At 52.4% G+C, this 22919-nt stretch carries 20 protein-coding genes; 10 read left to right on the top strand and 10 right to left on the bottom strand.

Annotated elements, in window-relative coordinates; all coding sequences use genetic code 11:
- Nucleotides 1-95 precede the first annotated feature (95 nt).
- From mgtA to HP572_RS22620, 4 genes are all read left to right on the top strand, one after another.
- The gene (gene mgtA / locus HP572_RS22635) at nucleotides 96-2807 is read left to right on the top strand and encodes a magnesium-translocating P-type ATPase (protein ID WP_240584398.1); all 2712 of its coding nucleotides are present in this window, start codon (nucleotides 96-98) and stop codon (nucleotides 2805-2807) included.
- A gap of 438 nt (nucleotides 2808-3245) precedes the next feature.
- Entirely contained in the window at nucleotides 3246-5195 is a 1950-nt protein-coding gene (locus HP572_RS22630) for a methyl-accepting chemotaxis protein (RefSeq protein ID WP_240584397.1), read from the top strand.
- Between the two features lie 595 nt (nucleotides 5196-5790).
- Nucleotides 5791-6426, top strand: coding sequence for a carbonic anhydrase (locus tag HP572_RS22625; RefSeq protein WP_039482049.1), 636 nt, complete (start codon nucleotides 5791-5793; stop codon nucleotides 6424-6426).
- Nucleotides 6423-7892, top strand: a complete 1470-nt coding sequence (locus tag HP572_RS22620) for a SulP family inorganic anion transporter (RefSeq protein WP_240584396.1) — start codon at nucleotides 6423-6425, stop codon at nucleotides 7890-7892. Before HP572_RS22625 ends, HP572_RS22620 begins: the two co-directional genes overlap by 4 nt.
- A 49-nt stretch (nucleotides 7893-7941) precedes the next feature.
- Here HP572_RS22620 and HP572_RS22615 read toward each other — a convergent pair whose 3' ends face one another.
- Nucleotides 7942-9039 (bottom strand): DUF1615 domain-containing protein, encoded by a 1098-nt coding sequence (locus HP572_RS22615; protein ID WP_240584395.1) that lies wholly within the window; start codon nucleotides 9037-9039, stop codon nucleotides 7942-7944.
- A 152-nt stretch (nucleotides 9040-9191) separates the two neighbouring features.
- On the opposite strand from HP572_RS22615, the gene HP572_RS22610 reads away from it, so the two are divergent.
- Nucleotides 9192-9983, top strand: a complete 792-nt coding sequence (locus HP572_RS22610; protein ID WP_205553935.1) for an HNH endonuclease — start codon at nucleotides 9192-9194, stop codon at nucleotides 9981-9983.
- Between the two features lie 5 nt (nucleotides 9984-9988).
- Here HP572_RS22610 and HP572_RS22605 read toward each other — a convergent pair whose 3' ends face one another.
- The 5 genes from HP572_RS22605 to HP572_RS22585 all read right to left on the bottom strand — a co-directional run bounded on the left by HP572_RS22605 (nucleotide 9989) and on the right by HP572_RS22585 (nucleotide 14067).
- Nucleotides 9989-10294: a type II toxin-antitoxin system RelE/ParE family toxin gene (locus HP572_RS22605; RefSeq protein ID WP_012773120.1), complete on the bottom strand. Its 306-nt coding sequence runs from the start codon at nucleotides 10292-10294 to the stop codon at nucleotides 9989-9991.
- The gene (locus HP572_RS22600; protein WP_240584394.1) at nucleotides 10291-10575 is read right to left on the bottom strand and encodes a damage-inducible protein J; all 285 of its coding nucleotides are present in this window, start codon (nucleotides 10573-10575) and stop codon (nucleotides 10291-10293) included. The genes HP572_RS22605 and HP572_RS22600 overlap by 4 nt, the downstream gene beginning before the upstream one ends.
- 79 nt (nucleotides 10576-10654) lie before the next feature.
- Nucleotides 10655-11998, bottom strand: a complete 1344-nt coding sequence (locus HP572_RS22595; RefSeq protein WP_240584393.1) for a HEAT repeat domain-containing protein — start codon at nucleotides 11996-11998, stop codon at nucleotides 10655-10657.
- Nucleotides 11999-12035: 37 nt separating this feature from the next.
- Nucleotides 12036-12827: a nucleotidyltransferase domain-containing protein gene (locus HP572_RS22590; protein WP_240584392.1), complete on the bottom strand. Its 792-nt coding sequence runs from the start codon at nucleotides 12825-12827 to the stop codon at nucleotides 12036-12038.
- A 4-nt stretch (nucleotides 12828-12831) separates the two neighbouring features.
- A complete protein-coding gene (locus tag HP572_RS22585; RefSeq protein WP_371745293.1) occupies nucleotides 12832-14067 on the bottom strand; it encodes an RtcB family protein in 1236 nt (411 codons plus the stop codon).
- 191 nt (nucleotides 14068-14258) lie between these two features.
- On the opposite strand from HP572_RS22585, the gene rtcR reads away from it, so the two are divergent.
- From rtcR to HP572_RS22565, 4 genes are all read left to right on the top strand, one after another.
- On the top strand, nucleotides 14259-15845 hold the full coding sequence (rtcR, locus tag HP572_RS22580; RefSeq protein ID WP_240584391.1) for an RNA repair transcriptional activator RtcR: 1587 nt from the start codon (nucleotides 14259-14261) through the stop codon (nucleotides 15843-15845).
- A gap of 160 nt (nucleotides 15846-16005) precedes the next feature.
- A complete protein-coding gene (locus HP572_RS22575; RefSeq protein ID WP_240584390.1) occupies nucleotides 16006-16275 on the top strand; it encodes a hypothetical protein in 270 nt (89 codons plus the stop codon).
- A gap of 14 nt (nucleotides 16276-16289) precedes the next feature.
- The gene (locus HP572_RS22570; protein ID WP_240584389.1) at nucleotides 16290-16634 is read left to right on the top strand and encodes a type II toxin-antitoxin system RelE/ParE family toxin; all 345 of its coding nucleotides are present in this window, start codon (nucleotides 16290-16292) and stop codon (nucleotides 16632-16634) included.
- 100 nt (nucleotides 16635-16734) lie between these two features.
- On the top strand, nucleotides 16735-17052 hold the full coding sequence (locus HP572_RS22565; RefSeq protein WP_174869129.1) for a helix-turn-helix domain-containing protein: 318 nt from the start codon (nucleotides 16735-16737) through the stop codon (nucleotides 17050-17052).
- On the opposite strand, the gene HP572_RS22560 is transcribed toward HP572_RS22565, so the two are convergent.
- Complete coding sequence (locus HP572_RS22560; RefSeq protein WP_240584388.1) at nucleotides 17049-17408, bottom strand: type II toxin-antitoxin system RelE/ParE family toxin; 360 nt, start codon at nucleotides 17406-17408, stop codon at nucleotides 17049-17051. The two genes, HP572_RS22565 and HP572_RS22560, sit on opposite strands and share 4 nt — an antisense overlap.
- A gap of 408 nt (nucleotides 17409-17816) precedes the next feature.
- Here HP572_RS22560 and HP572_RS22555 point away from each other — a divergent pair, with 408 nt between their 5' ends.
- Nucleotides 17817-18152 carry a hypothetical protein gene (locus HP572_RS22555; RefSeq protein ID WP_240584387.1) on the top strand — a complete coding sequence of 112 codons (336 nt, stop codon included), beginning with the start codon at nucleotides 17817-17819 and terminating at the stop codon, nucleotides 18150-18152.
- Between the two features lie 173 nt (nucleotides 18153-18325).
- On the opposite strand, the gene HP572_RS22550 is transcribed toward HP572_RS22555, so the two are convergent.
- Genes HP572_RS22550 through HP572_RS22540 form a run of 3 tightly spaced genes read right to left on the bottom strand, consistent with a single transcriptional unit; the run spans nucleotide 18326 to nucleotide 22328 of the window.
- Complete coding sequence (locus HP572_RS22550; RefSeq protein ID WP_240584386.1) at nucleotides 18326-19156, bottom strand: hypothetical protein; 831 nt, start codon at nucleotides 19154-19156, stop codon at nucleotides 18326-18328.
- Nucleotides 19153-20799, bottom strand: coding sequence for a hypothetical protein (locus HP572_RS22545; protein ID WP_240584385.1), 1647 nt, complete (start codon nucleotides 20797-20799; stop codon nucleotides 19153-19155). The genes HP572_RS22550 and HP572_RS22545 overlap by 4 nt, the downstream gene beginning before the upstream one ends.
- A gap of 17 nt (nucleotides 20800-20816) precedes the next feature.
- Nucleotides 20817-22328 carry an OmpA family protein gene (locus HP572_RS22540; protein ID WP_205553960.1) on the bottom strand — a complete coding sequence of 504 codons (1512 nt, stop codon included), beginning with the start codon at nucleotides 22326-22328 and terminating at the stop codon, nucleotides 20817-20819.
- Between the last annotated feature and the right edge of the window lie 591 nt (nucleotides 22329-22919).

The following is a 22919-nucleotide window of genomic DNA, read 5'->3' as shown; positions in this document are numbered from 1 at the left end:
CTCCCTTAATACCTTCATTTTTTTCCGCTTTACGTCCCTTTATCCGGGATGCGCGCCCGTGCGCGGCGGACAGGCAACATTAAGAGAGCAGCATCATGACCGATATGATCACGCAAACGGGGTATCGCCGCGCCCGTAAGACCCCTACGGCCACCTTTGCGATTGCCCGCGAGGCGCAAAACAGCCTCGATCAAACACTGGCTAACTTGAATACGCATCTGCACGGCTTAAGCCATGATGACGTCATTGAGCGCCAGCAAACCTATGGCGAAAACCGCGTCGCCCATGAAAAAGCGCCGCACGCGCTGGTGCAGTTGGCCGCCGCGTTTAATAACCCGTTTATTTACGTACTGATGGCGCTGGCCGCGATCAGCTTTTTCACCGATTACTGGCTACCGCTGCGCCATAATGAAGAGACGTCGCTCACTGGTGTGATCATCATTCTGGTGATGGTGAGCCTGAGCGGCCTGCTGCGCTTTTGGCAGGAGTTTCGAACCAATAAAGCCGCCGAAGCACTGAAATCGATGGTGCGGACAACGGCCACCGTGCTGCGCCGCCCTCACGCCAGCGCCACCGCCGTCATGCAGGAAATTCCGCTTCAGCAGCTGGTTCCCGGCGATATTCTGACGCTTTCCGCCGGCGATATGGTGCCAGCGGATGTTCGTCTGGTGGAATCACGCGATCTGTTCGTCAGTCAGGCCGTCCTGACCGGTGAATCGCTGCCGATCGAAAAATACGACGTCTTCAGCAATATCAGCGCCAAAGTCTGTCAGCCCGCAGGATGCGGCGGCGAGAGCGATCTGCTGGCGCTCTCCAACATTTGTCTGATGGGAACCAACATTTCCAGCGGCACGGCAACAGCCATCGTCGTGGCGACCGGTAGCCACACCTACTTTGGATCGCTGGCAAAATCGATTGTCGGCACCCGCTCCCAAACCGCCTTCGATCGCGGCGTTAACAGCGTAAGCTGGCTGCTGATCCGCTTTATGATTGTGATGGTGCCTGTCGTGCTGCTGATTAACGGCTTCACCAAAGGCGACTGGATGGAGGCGAGCCTGTTTGCGCTGGCGGTCGCTGTGGGCCTGACGCCGGAAATGCTGCCGATGATTGTCTCTTCGAATCTGGCAAAAGGCGCGATCGCCATGGCGCGGCGTAAAGTGGTGGTCAAACGACTGAACGCGATTCAGAACTTTGGCGCGATGGACATTCTGTGCACCGACAAAACCGGCACGCTGACGCAGGATCGCATCATCCTTGAACATCATCTGAATACGCAGGGTCAGGTCGACGCGAACGTACTCCAACTCGCCTGGCTCAACAGCGCGCACCAGAGCGGCATGAAAAACCTGATGGATCAGGCCATCATGCATTTTGGTCGTCATAATCCGGCCATCGCCGCGCTGGGTCGCTATCGCAAAATCGATGAGCTACCGTTTGATTTCATTCGCCGCCGTCTGTCCATCATCGTTGCCGATGAACACAACCAGCAACGCCTGATTTGCAAAGGCGCGGTGGAAGAAATGCTGGCGGTCGCCACGCACGTGAGTGAAAACGGGCAGCGGTATGAACTGGATGATGAACGCCGCAGCACGTTAAAAACGCTGGCGGAAAGCTACAACCAGCAAGGGTTCCGCGTGCTGATGATCGGCACCCGTGAACTGAGTCCGGTGGGCAGCACGCTGCCGCTCAGCGCCGAGGATGAACGCGACCTGACAATTTGCGGTCTGCTGACGTTCCTCGATCCACCAAAGGAAAGCGCCTCTGCCGCCATTCGCGCCCTGCATGAAAACGGCGTAACGGTTAAAGTCCTGACGGGCGATAACGCGATTATTACCAGCAAGATCTGCCGCGATGTCGGGCTGGAACCAGGCGAAGTACTGGAAGGCAACGCTATCGATGCACTCAGCGATGAACAGCTCGGCGTGCTGGTAGAACAGCGCACCATTTTTGCCCGACTGACGCCGCTACAAAAATCCCGCGTGCTGAAAGCGCTGCAAGGCAATAGTCATACGGTTGGCTTTTTGGGCGACGGTATCAACGATGCCCCCGCCCTGCGCGATGCCGATATCGGGATTTCTGTCGATACGGGTACAGATATCGCCAAAGAATCGGCCGATATCATTCTGCTGGAAAAAAACCTGATGGTGCTGGAGGAAGGCGTCATCAAAGGGCGCGAGACGTTCGGTAATATCATCAAATACCTGAACATGACCGCCAGCTCCAACTTCGGTAACGTGTTTTCCGTGCTGGTCGCCAGCGCCTTTATTCCGTTCCTGCCGATGCTGGCAATCCATCTGCTGATTCAGAACCTGATGTACGACATCTCCCAGCTGTCGCTGCCGTGGGACAAAATGGATAAGGAGTTCCTGCGTAAACCGCGCAAATGGGATGCCAAAAATATCGGTCGCTTCATGCTGTGTATCGGGCCAACGTCATCGATTTTTGACATCACCACCTACGCGCTGATGTGGTTCGTGTTTGCCGCCAATAGCGTAGAGCATCAGGCCCTGTTTCAGTCAGGCTGGTTCGTTGAGGGGTTGCTGTCACAAACGCTGGTGGTGCACATGCTGCGTACCCAGAAGATCCCGTTCATTCAGAGTACGGCGGCACTGCCAGTGATGCTGATGACCGGTCTGGTGATGGCGCTGGGTATCTATCTGCCGTTCTCCCCGCTGGGGCCGCTGGTCGGTTTACAGCCGCTGCCGTGGGAATATTTCCCTTGGCTGGCCGCCACGCTGATTGGCTACTGCACCGTCGCTCAACTGGTCAAACGCGCTTATATCCGCCGCTTCGGCCAGTGGTTCTGATCCCTTCTTTATCTCGTCACGGCGGGTGCACAGTCACCCGCCAAATCAGGAGCCCCTATGAAACCTTCTCGCCATGCATTCAGGATCGTTGTCTTCTTTCTTACCCTAATTTCACTGATTAACGTCACGATGCTGCTTACCGTCATCTAGACTGTAAAAATACCGATACAGTGGCAAAAATACATACCACCTTAGATGTAGTATAAGTTAACGATCTTGTCGCAAAAAAACAGATAAAAAAGATATAAGCAATTAAATAATAAGCAATATATTCTTATTAATGGGGTGGTAAGCAAAATAGGCATGGTTTTTTTAAGGGAATCATGGGGTCAGCGCTAAACCATTCCCCTATTAGGCCGAAACTAAAATAAACCCCTGTCTACTTTTGCAAACTGCACATGTCAGGAACGGACGACTTGCAGGCTATGGAGCACACCTATGAAATCCCTTCATCACATCTCGATCCGTAGTAAGTTCATTCTTGCCCTTCTCCCGCCCATCCTTGCCCTTCTCTGGTTCAGTTTTTCGGGTGTGGTGGAACGCCGCAGCACAGAAAATGAAATGATCCGTATGGAGAAGCTCATCACGCTGGCGCGCGATGCAGGCGAGTACGCTCACCAGTTACAGCGTGAGCGCGGCTTGAGCGCAGGCTATTTTGGCAGTCAGGGGAAAAATTTTGGCCCGGAGCTTACCACGCAGCGGCAAGCCACCGATCGGGCACAGCAGGTGCTTGAGCAAACCGCCGCAAACCTGAGCCGCGCCGAGCTTGGGGATGCCGTCAGCGAAGAACTCGGGCGCGTCTCGCAGAAAATGCAACAGCTCGGAGAGCATCGCCGCAGTGTCGATAGCATATCGATACCCGTTGCCCAAGCCATCGGCTACTATTCCGATTCCGTCAGCTATCTGCTGAATATCGTCGGGGATATGACTCATCTGGTCAGCGATGGCGGTATCGCCCAGCGGCTGGCTGCCTACTACAACCTGCTGAACGTCAAAGAGCAGGCCGGACTTGAACGCGCCGTGCTCTCCAACACGTTCTCTGCCAATAGCTTTGCTGCCGGTATGTTCGAACGTCTGAACCAGATGGTTGGCCGAGGAGAGGCCTATACCACGGCCTATAATATGTTCGCCAATCCCGAGCTGCGTAAGGCTTTTGAGCAGGCCCTCAACAATCCTTCTGCACAAAGCGCACTTCAGATGCGTAATAAGGCCATCGCTTCTCCTGGCGGCAATTTTGGTATCGATGCCAGCCAGTGGTTTAACCAACAAACGGCAAAAATCGATGAGTTGAAAAAGGTTGAACAGCTCGCCACCAACGACCTGACGGCACAGGTGAATACCTTAGCCGCCAATGCCCGTCAGTCCTGGATTAGCTATCTGGTTGGTGCGCTGGTTTCTCTGCTCATGGCACTCGGTCTTGCTTCCATGGTCATGCGCAGCATCAACGAGCAGCTTCAACAAACGCTGACGACCATTCGCGAGATGGGCGGGGATCTTACGCGCCGCCTGCGCGTGCCGGGAACCGACGAACTGTCGCAGCTGAATCAGGCGTACAACGCCTCACTGGAAAACATCGCCGATATGGTGGTGAGTATTAAGCGCAGCTCGCAAACGATCGGACAAGCCAGCAGCGAGATCGCCAACGGCAATCAGGATCTGGCGCAGCGTACCGAAGAGCAATCCGCTTCGCTGGTACAAACCGCCAGCAGCATGGAAGAGATTACCGTTACGGTAAAACAAACCGCCGACTTTGCCGGACAGGCGCGCCAGTTGACAACCGAGGTGGACGATCAGGCTCATCGTGTCGGCACCATTACCGAATCGGCCAGCGGTGCGATGGAAAGAATTCAGGACGCCAGCCAGCGCGTGAACGCGGTGGTTTCCGCTATTGATGCGATTGCCTTTCAGACCAACCTGCTGGCGCTGAACGCGGCGGTTGAGGCCGCACGAGCGGGGCAGCATGGCCGCGGTTTCTCTGTCGTCGCGGCGGAAGTACGTCAGCTGTCGCAGCGAAGTGCCGACGAAGCGGGCAAAATCCGCGCGCTCATCGCCGACAGCATTGCCAGCGTCAGCGAAGGAACAAAGCTGGTGAATCAATCGAACCGAGGGATTAATGATATTGTCGCAGGTACCCGTAAAGTGCGCGATCTGGTGAATGAAATCGCGGTCGCCGCCGATGAGCAATCGCTGGGCATCGCGCAAATTAATGAAGCGCTCAGCCAGCTAGAGATGGTCACGCAGCAGAATGCGACACTGGTTTCTCAGGCTTCCGTTGCCAGCCAGTTACTGGATGAACAGGCGATTAAAATGGAATCGCTGGTCAGCCGCTTCAAGGTTGACGACAACGCACCGCAGCAGCCTTTGCGGCAAGCGCTGCTAGTAAGGTAGCGCATAGACCGACAGTAATACTTTCTGCCCTTTTAGCCGGGCGATGTAGCCCGGCTCCACTTCATTATGTAGACGATATATCCCTCATCACTTCCCCCTCTATCTTTCCTTTATATTTCCCCTCTATCTCCTCTATTTATTTCCACACTTTATATTGGGTTAATAGAGATAAAATCTATTTTATATTTCCAAACATAATTATAATTGGTACCCTCGTCACTTTAATTAACTAATTAAAGTGGATGTCGATAACGCATTACTTTATATAAAAAGGCCTGACAATAAGGATGTAAATTGCAATATCAATGCAACATTAAATACCTAACCTCAAAGGAGGTTAAGTAAAATAGCTTTTTCTTATCATAAGGAAATAAATCACAAGACATTGTTTTTAAAGTAATTAAATAATCATTCATTTATATAAATAAAAAATTAAAATATAAGAAAATTCTCAATAAGCGTCACGATTTAGAAAACACCAGAACTAAATTTAATTATGCCCACCTTAATTAAGTGAAGGCTAATAATTAATGATTCCGTTTTCCTTCCCAACTGGGCGGGAATATCCCTGTGTTTTCTAAAGAGAGAGTTTACTTTGACGACATTAAAACCCCTATTAGCCAAAAACCGTAGTTGGGCTACGTTGCGTCGCCAACGCCATCCCCACTATTTCAGAAAGCACACGCAGGGCCAGACGCCCCACTCACTCTGGATCGGCTGTTCAGACAGTCGTGTTCCTGCCGAAGTGCTGACGGGTTCTGCCCCCGGCGAACTTTTTGTTCACCGCAACATCGCGAATATGGTGGTGGCAGACGACGATAATTTCATGAGCGTGCTGCAATATGCCCTCGAATACCTGCATGTTTCCCGCATCGTGCTCTGTGGCCACTATGGCTGTGGCGGCGTTCAGGCGGCGGTGAATCTGCCCGACATGGGGCTCGCTCAGGAGGATTCCGCCCTTTCCCGCCGCATCACGGATCTGCGTCAGGCACTTTCGCCGCATATTGCTGCCTCGCAAGATAGCGATGCCGATGAAAGCACGCGCCAGAATCAACTGGTGGAAGCCAACGTGCTGGCACAGTTCGCCCACCTGATCGCCTGTGAACCGGTGCAAAAAGCCTGGCGCAATGGCGTCGAGCTTGATGTTTTCGGCTGCGTCTACGACCTGCATAGCGGCCACCTAAAAGAACTCATCCACCGTCACGCCCAGAAACAGGAGGCATCCCCATGAATCTGAGCACACTCCGACATGATATCCCCGCGGGGCTCGTCGTCTTCCTTGTTGCCCTGCCGCTGAGCCTCGGTATCGCGCAGGCCAGTGGTCTTCCTCCTTTTGTCGGTCTGTTGACCGGCGTCGTCGGCGGTATCGTCGTCACCCTGTTCAGTCCATCTCGCTACGCCGTCAGCGGCCCTGCCGCCGGTCTGGTTACTATCGTCTCCGGCTCTATCGCCAGCCTGGGATCGTTTTCGGCATTGCTATTGGCGATCATGCTCGCAGGCGTGCTGCAATGCATTATGGGCCTGCTGCGCGCCGGGCGTTTCATTACGCTCATCCCCGGCACCGTGATTAAAGGCATGCTTTCTGCTATCGGCATCCTACTGATTATTCAGCAAATCCCGCTCGCCTTCGGTTCGGATGGAGAGGACAGCCTGAAATCGCTCTTCGACGCCTCCGAACCGGGATTCTCCGCCAGCGCGCTGACCGTCTGTCTGGTCGGGCTGGCAATTCTTTGGCTCTGGACCACCAAGCCCGTGCAGAAAATCAGCGCATTTAGCTGGCTTCCCGGCCCGCTGGTCGCCGTGCTCTTTGGCGGACTCTTTACCGTCTACGGTGAGCGCCTGTCCTCCGAAATGGTCGATAACCTGCCGCGTATTGTCCTGCCGGAATTTGGCAGTCTGGAACAGCTGATGGGGGAGATGACGCGTCCCGACTGGCAGGCATGGAAGAACCCAGCGGTTTATGTCGTCGCGGTAACGCTGGCGCTGGTGGCTAGCCTGGAAACGTTGTTAAGTCAGGAAGCGCTGAAGAAAATTCGTCCGCAGCACCCTGCGCCTTCGCCGGATAAAGAGATGCGTGCGCAAGGTATCGGGAACCTGCTCAGTGGCTTTCTGGGCGGATTGCCGATTACTGCTGTGATCGTGCGTAGCTCCGTCAACGTCAATGCCGGCGCGCGGACCAAGTTCTCTATCCTGCTGCACGGCGTGCTGCTACTGCTTTGCGGCATATTTATGACCGACTTGCTCAATGTCATTCCGCTTGCCAGTCTGGCAGCCGTGTTGCTGTATACCGGCTATAAGCTGGCTTCTCCGCAACAGTTCCTGCTGCTGTGGCGTCAGGGTTTACAACAGTTCGTGCCTTTCGCCGCGACCGTTGTCGGGATCATCGTGTTTGGGATGTTGGCAGGCATCGGGATTGGCATCGTGACCCAGTTGGCCTTCAGCATTTACAAAAGCCACCGTAACGCGATGCAGCTCACACGCTACGGCGATCACTTTGTCCTGAGCTTTCAGCAGAACCTGACGTTTGTACACAATCCGCGTCTGCAAGGCTTGCTCAACAAGATCCCCGCCAACAGCGTCGTGATTGTGGAACACGACAACGCCGACTACATCGACCCCGATGTCCGCACGATGCTGGAAGATTTCCGCGAGAACGCGCAAGAACGCGGCATCAAACTCAGCCAGTGGCCGGTTTGACACACTAACCGCCGCGAATGACAGCAGCGCCCTCGGTGGAGGGCGTTGCCTATTTAGCCCTTGCCAAGCACCGCTGCCGACGCTCGTCGACCCGATTGGCAAACCACGCCGTGGTGAGTTTACGCGTGATTTTCGGGCTTTCCAGCGTGATTCCCGGCAGGATGGCACGCGGTGCCTTCGTGCCCGATTTATCCGCCAATGCAAAGACGCGCTCATACAGGCTGGTATCTTCAAAATCGAGGCTATTGCCTTTCTCCAGCGCACGACGAATGGCGCTGTCGCTCATGTCCAACCGTTTCCCCAATGCGCGAACCGCCAGCTCCGTAGCGCTGGCTTTATCCGAACCGTAGTTGATTAAATCACCGTCCAGCGCCAGCTTGATCCCCGTCAGACGGCTAACAGCACGCTGGAACGCCGCATTTCGGCTGGCATACCACCCTGCATTAAAATCTGCAAATCGGTATATCGACTGCGGATAATTCGCCGGATAGCCCAACAGATGTTTGATGCCAAAGTACATCCCGCCACGACGGCTAAACACCGCCTGACGAATCGTGCCGTCCACGGTATACGGATAGCCCTTCGCGTTAGCTTCCGCAAACGCGATGCTCACCTGCATCGGCCCACCCGTATGCACCGGATTCAGCCGACCGAACAACGTCTGCCCCATCGGCACCATGCCGATGAAATCATCAAAGATCGCGCTGAGCTCTTTTTCTGTGCGCACTTTATCAAGCCGCTCGCTATAGCTTTTTCCGTTAGGGGATTTGATGAGCAGTGCAGTACGCACCAGAAACGCTGGCACATGAACCTGCTCTGCTCGGCGGTTGATCTCCTGCCAGGCGATTTTCGACAAATTCGGCACCTGCGGATCGGCATTAAACGTCGATTCCTGCTCGGTTACGGCCAGCACCGAACACAGGTTTTCATGACTGGGATCGAGCCCCTGCGTGGTGAAGGCCGTGGCGATATCAGTCGCCCAGCCTTGGCGATCTTTCACGTTGTCCGGTAACAGCTTGAGTAGCTGAGCACGAACATCCGCAGGCCGCGATTCCGGTGTCGTCGCAGTCTTGCTGGCACAGCCCGCAAGCACCAGCAGAGCCAAGGCGCACAGGGGACGAAACAAGGGAATAGAAGAACGGGGCATAGTCTCTCGCATCATGATAGGAAAGCTGTCAGAACGTTAGCGCAGCCCGCACCAATTATCCAGCCGGAGGCAAGCACATGCATTTTACGGGCTGACCTGGCATAGTTAGCGCTATCACTAACCGAATGCGCTAACGAACGGACGACACACGCATGGCTGCCACCAACCATTGGACGCGAGATCAGCTACTGATCGCCTTCACCCTGTACAGTCAGCTACCGTTTGGCAGGCTACATTCGCGTAACCCCGATATCATTCACTATGCTGGGTTGATTAACCGCACGCCTTCCGCATTGGCGATGAAGCTGGTTAATTTGGCTAGCCTCGATCCGTTTATTATCGATTCCGGTCGTACTGGCTTGCGTGGCGCGTCCAACGCTGACCGCGCGCTGTGGCAGGAGATGGACAGCAACCCCGAGCTATTTGAACAACAGTGCCAACAAGCGATGGTATCGCTCGAAGCAGGAGCGGCGGAAGCGACAACAGTGCCACCACCGTACCAAGCCAACGACAGCGAAATCCCTGATTATCACGGCGGCGAGCGCCTTACACAGGTAAAAACGCGCATCGGTCAGCAGTTGTTCCGCAAGCGCGTTCTCAGCAACTACGGCGAACGCTGCTGCGTGACCGGATTGGAAGAGCCGGCTCTGCTGGTCGCCAGCCATATTCAACCGTGGAAAACGGCACCAGAATATCGTCTCGATCCCAGCAACGGCCTTTGCCTGTCCAACCTACATGACAAAGCCTTTGATATGGGACTCATCAGCTTCAACGACTCGCTGGAAATGCTGCTTTCGCCACGCATCAAAAAGCTGAAAAGCGCTATCAGCGACGTCAATTTCGCCCAGTACGAAGGCAAACAAATCCACGTGCCAGACACCTACCCGCCCAACCTGTCACAGATGGCATACCATCGTGAGCATATTTTTTTAGGGCGGGGGTAAATAGGTTATCGGTAAGATGCCGATAGCTTGCGGGAGGTATGCAATATACGCAGGATATGCACTTCGTTTATCTTTCGCTTGAGTGCATAAATAATGATGAAGGGGAATCGCGTCAGGACCAGTTTTCGCCGTTCCCCCGATTTTCCGATATCAAGACCGGCTTCTGGCGTGGCTTCGAGCAACGATACCGATGAGATAAACTTTTCATCCGCCGCATTCGCAACATCCAACCCCGCCTCTTTATACAGATAGCGGTATATTCCTTCACGATCTGCCAGCGCCTGTTTCTCCCATCGGACCTTAAATATCACAGTTCACCCCGCGCCGCCCGCGCTTTCAATGCATCCATTCTCTGGCTAACGTCTTCATTACTGACGAACTCACCTTCACCCGCATCATAACGAGAAAACGCTTCCTGAATCTGCGCTTCAAGCCATTCATCACCCGTGTTGCGCTGATACTGACGTTCTTCTTCTGCCAATTCCTCTGCACGTTGTCGCATCAACTCCGTCAGGCTCACTTGATGACGATCCGCAGCCTGCATCGCCAGTTGCTTGGTTTCTTCATCGATTCTGAAATGGATGGTACTCATTTCCGCCTCCGTGGTGTCAATTGTGTTGTCACTTTACGCGATCCTCTTCGCTTTTTCCTGCTCTTTTTTCATACGAACATCAGCGATACAAAAACAGGGAGATATAGGGGCTGTCGCGCGAGATGACGTGCGGATTTTCATCAAGCAGCGTCCGTAAACGTGCCTGCTGTTGTGTATTCGGCAGCATGCCCGAGCGGTTGAACCGCTGTACCCAGTACGCCACGCTAGCCTGCGTTAGTGCCGAATTCTCTGGCTCAGCGTTATCCAGCAGGCAAATCAGCCAATCCCATTTATTCAGCTTGTGCGCTAGAAAGTAGTACACCTCAGCGTGTTCTCTGGAAGACGCGCTGTCCAGACAACGTTGAAGCTCAGACAGCGACAGATAAATTTTCTGCTGGTAAAACAGCTTCCGCGCAACCTTCGCAATAGCCAGCGAGGGGTGACGTAGAGAGACCAACAGCTGCTCACGCGCATCGTCACCCGTACGCAGAATGAGAATGCGCAACGCACTGTAGTAAAGGCTGGGATAGCGTTCGTCTAGATTGCGTTCCGCCAATGCCACAATACCGTCGTAGCGATGCTCATCCAGCCCCCAGAGCGTGATTTTTCGCACTGTAACGGTACTTTCCCGATCCAGTGCCGCAAGATAGTGCACAACCGGATCGCCGTTTCGTTCGCGCAACAGCGCTGAGGCTCGTTGACGCACCAATGCATTCTTATCAAACAGTAAGGCAATCAGTTGAGGATCAGACACGGGGAACGCATTGTCTATCACATACTGCAACGCCACCTGCTTGATGGGTGCGAACGAGTCTTTCAACAGAATGGTCAACACGTCATGATCGACGTCCTTGTCCGCACTCAGCAAATACCGCGCCGCGTTCGCTCTGACTAACGGATCGCGATGCAACATCGCCTGACCAAAGATCTGCTTCAACGGGAACCGCTCACGCTGAGCCAGAATATCCAGTGATAATCGGGCGACGGTTTTGTCTTCCGAACACAACCCCGCGAATAGCGACGGCGCGTGCGGCTCCTCAACCAGAAAGCTCACAATCTCATCCACCAGCGGCTGATGATCTTCCCGCTGACACTGCAACAGCCAGAAAATGGCAGGCAAGTTGGCAACAAAATGCACGGTGTTATCAGGCGTTAACAGTAGCCGCACGCTCTGCTTAGCCGCGCGGCGCACCGGTTCCGCCCAATCGTTCACCCGCTCAATCAGCGCTGGTAATGCCGAGACCTCGTCCATGAAGCCCAGACACAGCACCGCACGCTGCCGAATATGTCCGTTGTAGTGACGTGTGAGCGCTATCAGGTGTGACGCTGAACCCAGAGCATCAGCCTGCGCGGGCCGATAATAGTTATCTGGTGAGGCCACCAACTTTTCCAGCTGTTGCAGGAGTAAATTGTACGATGCCATATTCCTTACCTTCTCTTTTTCGCTTCCATATCAATGCTTACGCCATCACCGTCCGATACAACAGAGCATCCAGCATCGTATCGTCAACAGACTGACTGTCTGGTAAAACAACAGGGTTATCAGCATCGTTCAGCATTTGCGTGATGAACGCGTGGATCGCCTCTCGGCGCGGGCCGTATTCCGCCTCACCCGAACGCTGTTTGATCTCCAGCAACTGATGGATTTCAGCCAGCAGATATGGGTCGTCTACCGTTCCTGCAAGCAACTGCGAAAAACGCATAGGCGGCATACCCTTGCCTGCCTCTATCCAGAGTACCGCCAGCAGCGGACGCAGGACGTAAAAATATTTTTTGAGGCGCACCGTTTCATCTTGCAGATAGCCGCAAAAGTTTTTGCGCGCCATCGACAGATAGTGCCAGCGCGCCTTGGACGGGGAGAACCACGTCGGCACCGCTGCCCGTAGAGCGGACGTCGTTTCCCGATCCTCCTGATAGACAACAGGCGAATCCAGCCACTCGATCAGCGTCGGGTTAGCCCGCTTGAGCAGGCCAAGCGCTTTACGCCATTCCCAACCGCAAACATCCAGTTCATCATCGATGGGCAGCTCTATCACATCGCGCTGCGGCTCAACGCGCAGATACCACTCTGGCCGATGCACGTAGAGAAAACGAACATCATAATCGCTATCTGGGGACGAAAATCCCCAGCCACGGCTACCCGATTCACATGCATAAAGCACCTTCACCTGATAGCGTTCTTCTACATCCTGCAAGACTAATTTCACCCGTGTGCGCATGACTGCATCAACGCGATAATCGTGTTCCATCATGATCTTATCCTTTCACACACACCACCTGACGCAGCGTATGCACAATTTCCACCAGCGATGACTGCGCCGCCATCACCTTATCGATATCTTTGTACGCCATCGGGATTTCATCGATAACGTCACTGTCTTTTCTGCACTCGACGTGTGCGGTCGCGCGAATCTGGTCTTCCACGGTGAAGCGTTTTTTCGCGGCGGTACGGCTCATGGTTCTCCCCGCGCCGTGACTACAGGAGCAGAAGCTCTCTTCGTTCCCCAATCCGCGCACGATAAAGCTCTTCGCGCCCATCGACCCCGGAATAATCCCCATCTGGCCCTTCTGTGCCGACACCGCCCCTTTACGGGTGATCAGCACCGATTCACCAAAGTGCGTTTCACGCTGCACATAGTTATGATGGCAGTTCACGCCTTCCTGCTGGGTGGTAAACGGCTTCGTCACAATTCGGGACAGCGCCGCCAGCGTATGCGACATCATCACTTCACGGTTATGACGAGCAAAGTCCTGCGCCCACTCAACCGCGTCAATGTAATCGTCAAAGTGCAGGCTACCTTCCTCGAAATACGCCAGGTTACGGTCCGGCAAGTTCGCAATATGCTGCTGCATATCTTCCTGCGCCAGCTTGATGAACAGCGACCCAATCGCGTTCCCTACACCACGCGACCCGCTATGCAACATCACCCACACGCGATCCACTTCATCCAGACAGATTTCAATAAAGTGGTTACCCGTCCCTAATGTTCCTAGATGCTGATAATTGTTGGTTTTCAGCAACTGCGGATATTTATCCGTCAAACGTTTAAAACGCGGCTCCAGCAGCGACCAGTGCGCATCCACCGTTTGTGGCGGAGTATGCCAGGAACCGACATCACGTTTGGAACGCGTTACGCTACGTCCGTGCGGCACCGCCTGTTCAATCGCGCTACGCAGCCCCATCAGGTTATCCGGCAGGTCGCTGGCAACCAGTGACGTACGTACCGCAATCATCCCACAGCCGATATCCACGCCGACCGCCGCCGGGATAATCGCGCCACGCGTGGGGATCACGCTACCAATCGTCGATCCTTTTCCCAGATGCACATCCGGCATCACCGCCAGATGTTTAAAAATGAACGGCATTTTGGCCGTATTCAGCAGTTGGTCGCGGGCCTCCGGCTCCACAGGTACACCCTGCGTCCACATTTTTACCGGTGCGCTATTCACTGGCGACATCATGTCGTAATCCTGCGTTTTCATCTCTTCCATTTTTCACTCTCTTTGTTTGTCATTGTTCACCTGAGATATAGCGAAAGACATGCCAGTTTTCTGAAAGCGACAAAATAAAAATATAATTAATTGATAAATAATGAATAAAAAATCCACCACCTGAACTAGCAACGAAATAAAAGAATAGGTAAATTTATCCTATAGGATAATAATTTATACAAAGGTATAGCATGAAGCGTCGCGTCGTTATTGGTGTGCTGGGCACCACGCTGGACAAACGGGGTAAGCGAGAAAATCGCTGGACAAAATGGCGGCCTACCGTCGGCCTGTGCCAACAGCCCGATTTTCCAGTCGACCGTCTGGAACTGCTGCACCAGTCACGCAACGAAGGAATGGCACAACAGGTGGCGGAGGATATCGCTGTGGTGTCACCCGCCACGCGGGTCACGCTTCAGACCGTTGAGTTGCGCGACCCGTGGAATCTGGAAGAGGTTTACAGCGCCTTTCTGGACTTTGCGAGCCGCTACCCGTTCGATACCGAGAACGAAGAGTATTTCGTTCACATCACCACCGGCACTCACGTCGTGCAGATTTGCTGGTTCTTGCTGACCGAAGCCCGCTACCTTCCCGCCAAGCTGCTGCAAACCGCACCGGGGGAGAAAGCGGATCGCCCGGCACCGCAGGGGATCTACTCCGTCATCGATCTGGATCTCAGCCGCTATGCGACCCTCACCAGCCGCTTCCAACATGAGCAGGAGCGCTCCATCTCGTTCCTGAAATCAGGCATCGAAACGCGCAATGCCACGTTTAATGCACTGATCGACCAGATTGAACGCGTCGCACTGCGTTCCACCGCACCAATGCTCTTAACCGGCCCGACCGGTGCGGGGAAATCCTTTCTGGCACAGCGTATCTATCAGCTACGCCAGTCCCGCCATCTGGTCAGCGGTCGGTTCGTTGCGGTTAACTGTGCCACGCTGCGCGGCGACAATGCGATGTCGACACTGTTCGGCCACGTCAAAGGGGCGTTTACCGGTGCATTGCAGGCAAGAACCGGGCTGCTACGTGAAGCGGACGGTGGGATGCTGTTTCTGGATGAGATCGCCGAACTCGGGCTAGATGAACAGGCCATGCTGCTCAAAGCGATTGAAGAAAAACGCTTTTTACCGTTTGGCTCAGATAAAGAAGTCAGCAGCGATTTTCAGCTGATCGCTGGTACACACCGCAACCTGCGCGAGTGGATCACACAGGGCAAATTCCGTGAAGATCTCTACGCCCGTATCAACATGTGGACCTTCCCTTTGCCGGGGCTGGCGGAGCGTCGGGAAGATATCGAACCGAACATTGAGTATGAACTCCAGCGCTTCACACGCGATCACCAAACACAGATCCGCTTCGATAAAGACGCGCGACAGCGCTACCTCGCCTTTGCTAGCTCGTCACAGGCAGCATGGCGCGGCAACTTCCGCGAACTCGGTTCCTCCATTGCCCGCATGGCGACACTGGCGGAACAAGGGCGCATCACAGTGGCACTGGTAGAGGAAGAAATCACTCGCCTGCGGGCCAGTTGGCAGAGCGATGCCCCGACAACCGCGCTATCCAAGCTGCCGCCCGAACTCGCCAACATCGACCTCTTCGAACAGCGCCAGCTTGAAACCGTGATCGACATCTGCCGCACCGCTAATTCGCTCTCCGAAGCCGGCCGACGACTGTTCGCCGTCTCACGCCAGCAAAAACAAAAGCCTAACGATGCTGACCGACTACGGAAGTATCTGGCACGTTTTGGGCTGAGCTGGGAGGGGTTGAAGCGGGTATAAATTTATCATAAATTTATACCCTAACACGTAGGCTACGATATCATTACTCTGTTATCCTCGGGTAATAGCAAGATGGAAGTGCTCGCTATACCACATGGCAGGGGTCTATTTTTCATAGCCAAAATCAATATAAGATATTGTTATAATTAAGGTATTTAACATGAAGACCACAATGTCTCAGAAGTCGGCCCGTGAAGGCCTTGGCAACCCTGAACTGTTTCAGGGGGGCGTTTATGTAACGAAAAACGGCTCCGCAGAACTCTTCGTGCAAACAGCGACGGAACGGGAAGCAGAGCTGCTGGAGAGAGAAAGAGAAAGACAATCTAACGCACTTTTAAAGCTGGTGATGACGGCCAAGAAAGAAATTAAAAACGGTCAGGGAATGTCCGCAGAGGAAGCCCTACAAAAATTACGTGAAGCGCGAACGTAAAACAAGGAGTCAATTTGGCCAGTTCGTACACCATTAAAGTCGCGCCCGCGGCTGTCTGGTCTTTGCAGGATGCTGAGTCTTATAAATCTCACTATATTGGCATTGAACAAGCTGCTACGTGGTCTGAATCCCTGTTCTTAACATCCATACAGGCCATTTCTAAAGATCCTGCCCGCTACAGACACAACGCAATATTATCCGATAAGGGAATCGCACTACGTGAACGTCTCTCGATAGAAGATGATTTTCGCTGTTTATATGATGTTGATGAAGAGCATCGCGTCATAGAGATCCTGCTCTTTGTCAGCATGAAACAGGACCTTGAGAAAATGCTTTATCGCTATCATGTGTTGAACTGATTGGTTCCTGACAAGTAAACAAGACACTTCTATCCAGTAAACTTGACGAAATATCTAAAATATTAGATATTAAATTTACTGAGATGAGGAGGTACATATTATGGCGTTAAAATTCTACGAAAGTCCGTTTCATGTGACGCATGACGCTGAAGTTGCCAGCAAGATGGCGATGAAAATGGATTTATCGATCATGATCACTAATTTAATCAAAGAGAAAGGCTGGACACAAAAAGAGGCAGCGGAAAAACTCGGCATCAACCAGTCGCGTGTTTCAGAACTGAAAAATGCCAAGATTGAGCTTTTCACTATTGATGCCATGTTCGACATGCTGGATGCACTCGGTTTCCGAGCAAAAATGTCGATGCCAAGCCTGCATCAGGCGTCAATCACAATCACTGAAGCCGAATCAGCAGGTTAACGTTTTTTGCAGCGCTCAGCCTCTCTGATATCAGTCATAAGCGCTTTTAGCCGTTGTTCAGCCACCTCTTTAGCTTTACGATCAACGCCGTTGGTCGTTTTCTTAAAGGAATGCAAAACCACCACCGTATCAAGATATTTGGCAACATAGACACATCGGTATGCGGGACTACCGTTTATCTTTAGTTCGATAACACCAATACCAACCCCATCAAGAAAATCAATTGGCAATTTAGGATCTTGTCCATACTGAATGAGGCGTAAGTCTTTTCCAAACTCATCCTGTATATCCGCAGGAAGCGCTCGATATTCCCTTTCAGCAGCATCGCTAACAAATGCGAATTTTTTCAAAACCACTCCCTGTCGTCATTTTTCGCAAACACCGCAATATCCTTTACTACGACCAATTAAAAAAGAAGAAGCCCGCTTATTTCTAGAGTTGAACCCATTTCTGCGAGCACCATTCCAAAACACGCTGTAATTCCACTGTAAATCCATCCACCCTATTTCACGTTTTTCATCGTTGGAATACAGTCTCTGTGCTGCGGCAACATCCGCAACCGGGCTTGGAACCCCGACTATCTAGAACTGAAAACGCTTTGTTTTTTCAGGGGCTACGTGCACACTCTAATCCGTGGCTCAGGCAGGGCAACCGCAAGGTTGGCCGGTCGCTAGATCCGGTGTTCCAACCCTGTCTGGGTCACACCTTTAGTTTGGAACCTGAAGGCGTGATGAAATAATTATCTAGCTATGGAAGAGTTAATCATGACGGACACTCACGCCACACCCGCTGACAGCACCATTACTATTTTCCGCGACCTGATCGCCAGCCTGCCTTTCGCGCAGTTAGATGACGTTCAGCTCTGCGATCTCGGCGCGATTGCCGCCGAATCAGTTGAAGGCCTATGCCACGGCCTCCACTACCTCGGCGACACACTGCAAAATGACGTTGAATTTCCACAGGAAAGCCTCAGCCAGCTCGGCGCTTGCCTCAACGCCACTGCACACCTGATACCGGCACTGCTGGAAATGTGTGAACAGGCCGAACGCCACGTACGAACAGCAACGCTGGTGGGTGATTCACGTCTCACTACGCAGTAAATGCGTCAGGTAAATTCTGGATTCCTTAACTCGTCTTCACAAGGGAAGAACACAGGAGCGGCGTCTGTCATCAACTGAACAAAAAAATGGCTCGAATCAGTGATGCCAGCCTGCTGAAAACAAAAAAGGCGCTAATGTTATTCATACATTAACGCCTTTCAGTAGGACAAAAATCACTTCAGATCGACAGTCAATTCAGGGGCACCAAAACTCACCACGGTAGCTTTAGACGCTGCGAAATATTGTCGCCAGAAGACTTCAAGCTGCTGCATGATCTTGCCGGAGCGATAGTTGTTTTTCGAATCAGTATCGATCAGCCCTGCCCCTGCGATATACACATTCGCACCAGCGAAATCCGCCACCAGATTTTGCTTCCCAGCACGCGCCATCTCTTTTTCCGGCTCTAACAAACGAATACTGTTGTTGCTGTAAAAGCTGCCAAATTCGCTATTTTCTAGCATATCGGATACCAACAGAATCGTTTTGCTAGCCGCAGAGGCCTCTTTTAGATCATCACCAATACGCTTGAGGCTATCCATGATCTCACTTTTGGCGATGTTATCCCCGCGTTCGGCGAAGCTTTCGGCCATTTTCTTCCCGATGTTTTGCGCAAAAAACTGTCTTTGCTGCACAAGACAGCCATCCAATGATTTCAGGCTGTCCATCCCTAAGCTGTTGCGTACCTTCTGATCGGTAAACGGCATTTCCAGCTTACCGTCAAACACGCGCTTCATGTAGTTATCCTGCAACAGCGCCGAGAACTGATACATCACGACATGATCGCCAGGCTGCACGTAACGTACAACCTGGTTCCAGACTGACTTTTTTAGGTCGACGGGCACTTTAACCGTCTGGTCAACAATCACTACCAACTCCCGGCCACTATCCGCAGGTCGATGCTGATCGAGTTTGGCAAAACTGTAGCAACTGGGGATATCGTTACGTTCTGCGGCCTGCGCCACACAAGTTACTCCCAGCAACAACAGCGAGAGTAATGTCTTCATATACTCTCCTTCGCACGTGCCTTATTCAGCAGCGCCTGTACGCGCTGACGTTTCTTCAAGGACTCCAGCGACAGCGCCTGATCGTCAGCAATCAGTTGCAGTTCTTCTTCGCTGAATAGCGTCAAATCACCGAGTTCATGGATACGCTGTTTCTCATCATCATTCTCCGGCGCATTAACTGCCGTAGCGACTGGTTTCGCGGCCTGAATAGGTTCAACGGCCGTTGCTGCCAACCCAGGTGCAGCAGGCTGGCTAGCCACCTCCGCAGGTGCGGGCTCAACGGGCTGAACCACAGCGGGTTGAGCAACAAGCGTCGACTGTGCAGGTTCGTTTGCCGCTTGTAAATGCGCATTCAACTCAGCGTTAGAACGCGCTTTATCACGCAGCTTGCCGCTGATGTAATCATCAAACGTCGGCAGCGTGGTAAGCGGTTCACTCTGGCTATTGGTGCGCTTCATCATCAAGCGATTTTGCAACGCGGTTAGCTTTTCTTGCCCATCACGTTCCACGCGTTCACGCCGCATTGCATGCCACGACGCAAACTCCTCAGAGCCACTGAAATTACCGATATATTTCGCAGCAGCTTTGGATTCAATTCCAGCAAACGAGCGATAAATACCAATCAAAATACCAATCAGCTGCACGCCAACAAAAATGACAGACAGGATGATGAATGTCAGTTTGGAAGCGAACACGCGGTTATCCGTGATCTCTTGTGATGCCTGCGTATCCGCTTTGGCATTGTCCTCCACTGCACCCGACGGCAGATCAAACGGAGAGGCTCCGCTAGTTTGAACGACCTGTGAGAATGGCGAACCGTTCACTGCCTGCGTATCCATCGCATTGATAGTCGCAGCACGTACCAGATAGGCACCAACGGAGAAGAAAATGATCAGCGCCAGTGCGACTGCCGTAGCCCAATACTGTGGCTTAACATGAACATTGTGCGTTACGCGGTTCAACATCTGGATGTAGTTTGGCTCGTTGTCATCCAGACGAGTATTTTCCAGCGAGATTTCGTGGTTCTTGCTCAGCCCTTTAGCAGAGCCGCTATGGCGCGCTTCTGAATACCAGTAACGGATCTTTTTCAGCAGCGTATTTTTATGCAGTTCGGCCCCCATCAGGTGAGTGGCCGGAACCAGCACGACACCGATCAGAACAGAGATGACAATCGCCGAGAATTCAGCCTGATTAGCAGAAATGTTATTAGCGATAAACGGCGAGAGCACCAACGCAAAAATAAAGGCTTCGAGCAGGACTAACACCACACTGCAACTCCACAAGATTACCCCCGTCGGTTTACGGCCTCGCTCATCTACCTTATTAAGATAGTTAACGCAACGCAGGTAAAAATCGGCATCCAGATTAGACGTTTTATAGTACTGCCAGTATTTGGCGCAAATAGCCTCTTCTGCAGGGTACCAGGCCAGTTTCCCTGTACCTTGACGGCGCGGTTCATTCGCACGGGACAAACGGGATACATGGCCGATAAGTGGCATGCTGCTCATCATGTTAAGGAAAAAGTAACTGACCTGATCCCACCAGCGGATGAAGACCAGAATCAGCGTCATCAGCACCAATAATGGCCAGAAAATGTAGCGATAAAGCGAAATCGCCTCGGCGATGCTTTGAAATAATTCCATGGTTCAATACCTTTTAATTAACTACGCGTTGGAGTGTAGTTCGCGATGTATTCTTTGCTGTGATTGCTGTAGAACAGCTGCCCTTGCTGTGCTTTATTGGCCTTTTTCGGCACCAGTAAATCTACGCAGGAAAGCGCCTGTTGTGTTTCATCTTGCAGATAAACCCGATACAGAATGCTGTCTTCACCTTCCCACGCATTCGCCACTGCATTTAATGGCGCATCCGCTTTACGGTTACCTTTGGACTGGTAATCGCGCGTGACGTACACCTTCGGATTTTCCACCACCGTAGCGTTATCGCTCAGTACTTTAACGGGCGACAGCGTGACCAAATGATTATTCACCAGCCCTGCCCATGCGCGACCGTTCATGCCCGGCAGGTATTCTCGGGTTTCATGGGTTTCCACCGCTTTCCCGCTGGCCAGATTTTTTGCTTGTCCACTGACGCGCACATTATCTGCTACACAGCTTTTTAGCATGCTGCTGGCATTCGCTTCTGGAATCAGGCTGAATCCGCTACTACGCGGCTTAAGACTCGCTGCCAGAACTGGCGTGGAGGAATTGACTGGCTGCCCGCCAAAATCAACAAAGTTCTTGCTATTGGCTGGCTCGGCGGCTTTCTTCGCGGCTGATGGCTGCGGTACTGTTGATGGCGTTACCGCCACAGTCTGTGTTTCTGCTTTACCGATAGGTTCTGCTTTACGATTTGAGGATGATGCCGCTGGTTTCGTCTTGCGATTTGATGCAGGAGAAGAACTGGTTTTAGACGCAGCCTGCTCCACCGTGCCATAACGCAGATAAGCGAGGTTACTGCCCTCCTGCTCAAGTCGCTGCTTTAACAGGGTTTCATTTGCCAGCCCCACAATTTCGACTCGACGGTTTGACGTTCTCCCTGTTACCGTAGCGTTATCAGCCACAGGACGGGAGGAGCCTGCTCCCTGGAAGTAAAGTTTTTGTGCACTCAGGCCAGCTTGTTCAAGCACACGACCGACGTTCTGTGCGCGTTGCTCTGAAAGACGCTGATTCCATTCTGCACTACCAGTAGCATCAGTATGTCCCACCACCAGAATGACACCGCTTTGATCGCCCTCTTTCATCGCTGTAGCAATCTTTTTGACCTGCCGTAAACCATCCACAGAAAGCTGTGCACTGTTGGTATCGAACATGCCGGTATCTTGAACCTGAGCCACCAGCCCTACAGTTTCAGTACCGCTTTTTTCCTGAGATTGCAGAGCACGCGTTGTCATCGCGATGTTCTCTTCCTGGGCAATTTTTGCCAGCGCTTCCTCACGGTTCTGCCAAACGTTCCCCAATGCACAACCTGCGGCACCGCCCAACAATCCCCCTGCCACGGCTTTCTTGGCATCACCCGTTACCAGATAGGTAATGCCGCCACCCAGTGCAGCCCCGCCAATACAACCAATCGCTGTTCCATAGCTGCGCCCCGCATCATGCAAGGTCGCACAGCTTGTTGTCAGCGTCACAATGGCAGCAAGCAGGCTAATTCTTCTGACTTGATAATGCTTCACTCCATATCCCTCATCCTTAACCATCCAAAACACGCAAGAACGCCGACAAACGGAATTCTTTTATCCCTTAATTAACAGACCGTTATGTCATTTTTTGAGAAAACCCGCCAAGCGTGGTGAAATATTCCGCCATGTCGCTTTCTCAGTAATCAGAACAATTAATTAATTCGGCATAATTTTTCCGCACTTAACCGCCACTCATGTAAATAGAGTGGGCGAAATGCGAAATCAGTTTTTATATTTATCTCATTGAATTAGCGTGAAAAATTAAGAAACACACGCCAGTCGATGTAAATCAGTAAGAGAGTATTTCGTATCGTAACAAAGGTGTCAACACACTGTTAAAGGGAAACATCCTAACTTAGTCCTTTGAAATACAGGCGCATTTTCTACCATATTGCAGAAAGCCCACCACTGCCCTCTCACCACGTTTCATTTGCTTGCTGTTTCGCAATAATGGCTATTCATTCGCCGAAAATATTGCCCAGCTTAGGTTGGAATTCTTCGCTCTTCTCCAGGTCATTCCATGCAGTATGGCCCATGAGAACCATATCTTCAGATCCGCTAAAGCTAGAAATAAGAAAAAATTAA

Origin of the sequence: Pectobacterium sp. PL64 (assembly GCF_022477975.1) — a bacterium.
GTDB classification, from domain to species: Bacteria; Pseudomonadota; Gammaproteobacteria; order Enterobacterales; family Enterobacteriaceae; genus Pectobacterium; species Pectobacterium jejuense.
The sequence above is the reverse complement of the archived record's forward strand: the minus strand, read 5'-3'. Positions and strand labels throughout refer to the sequence as shown.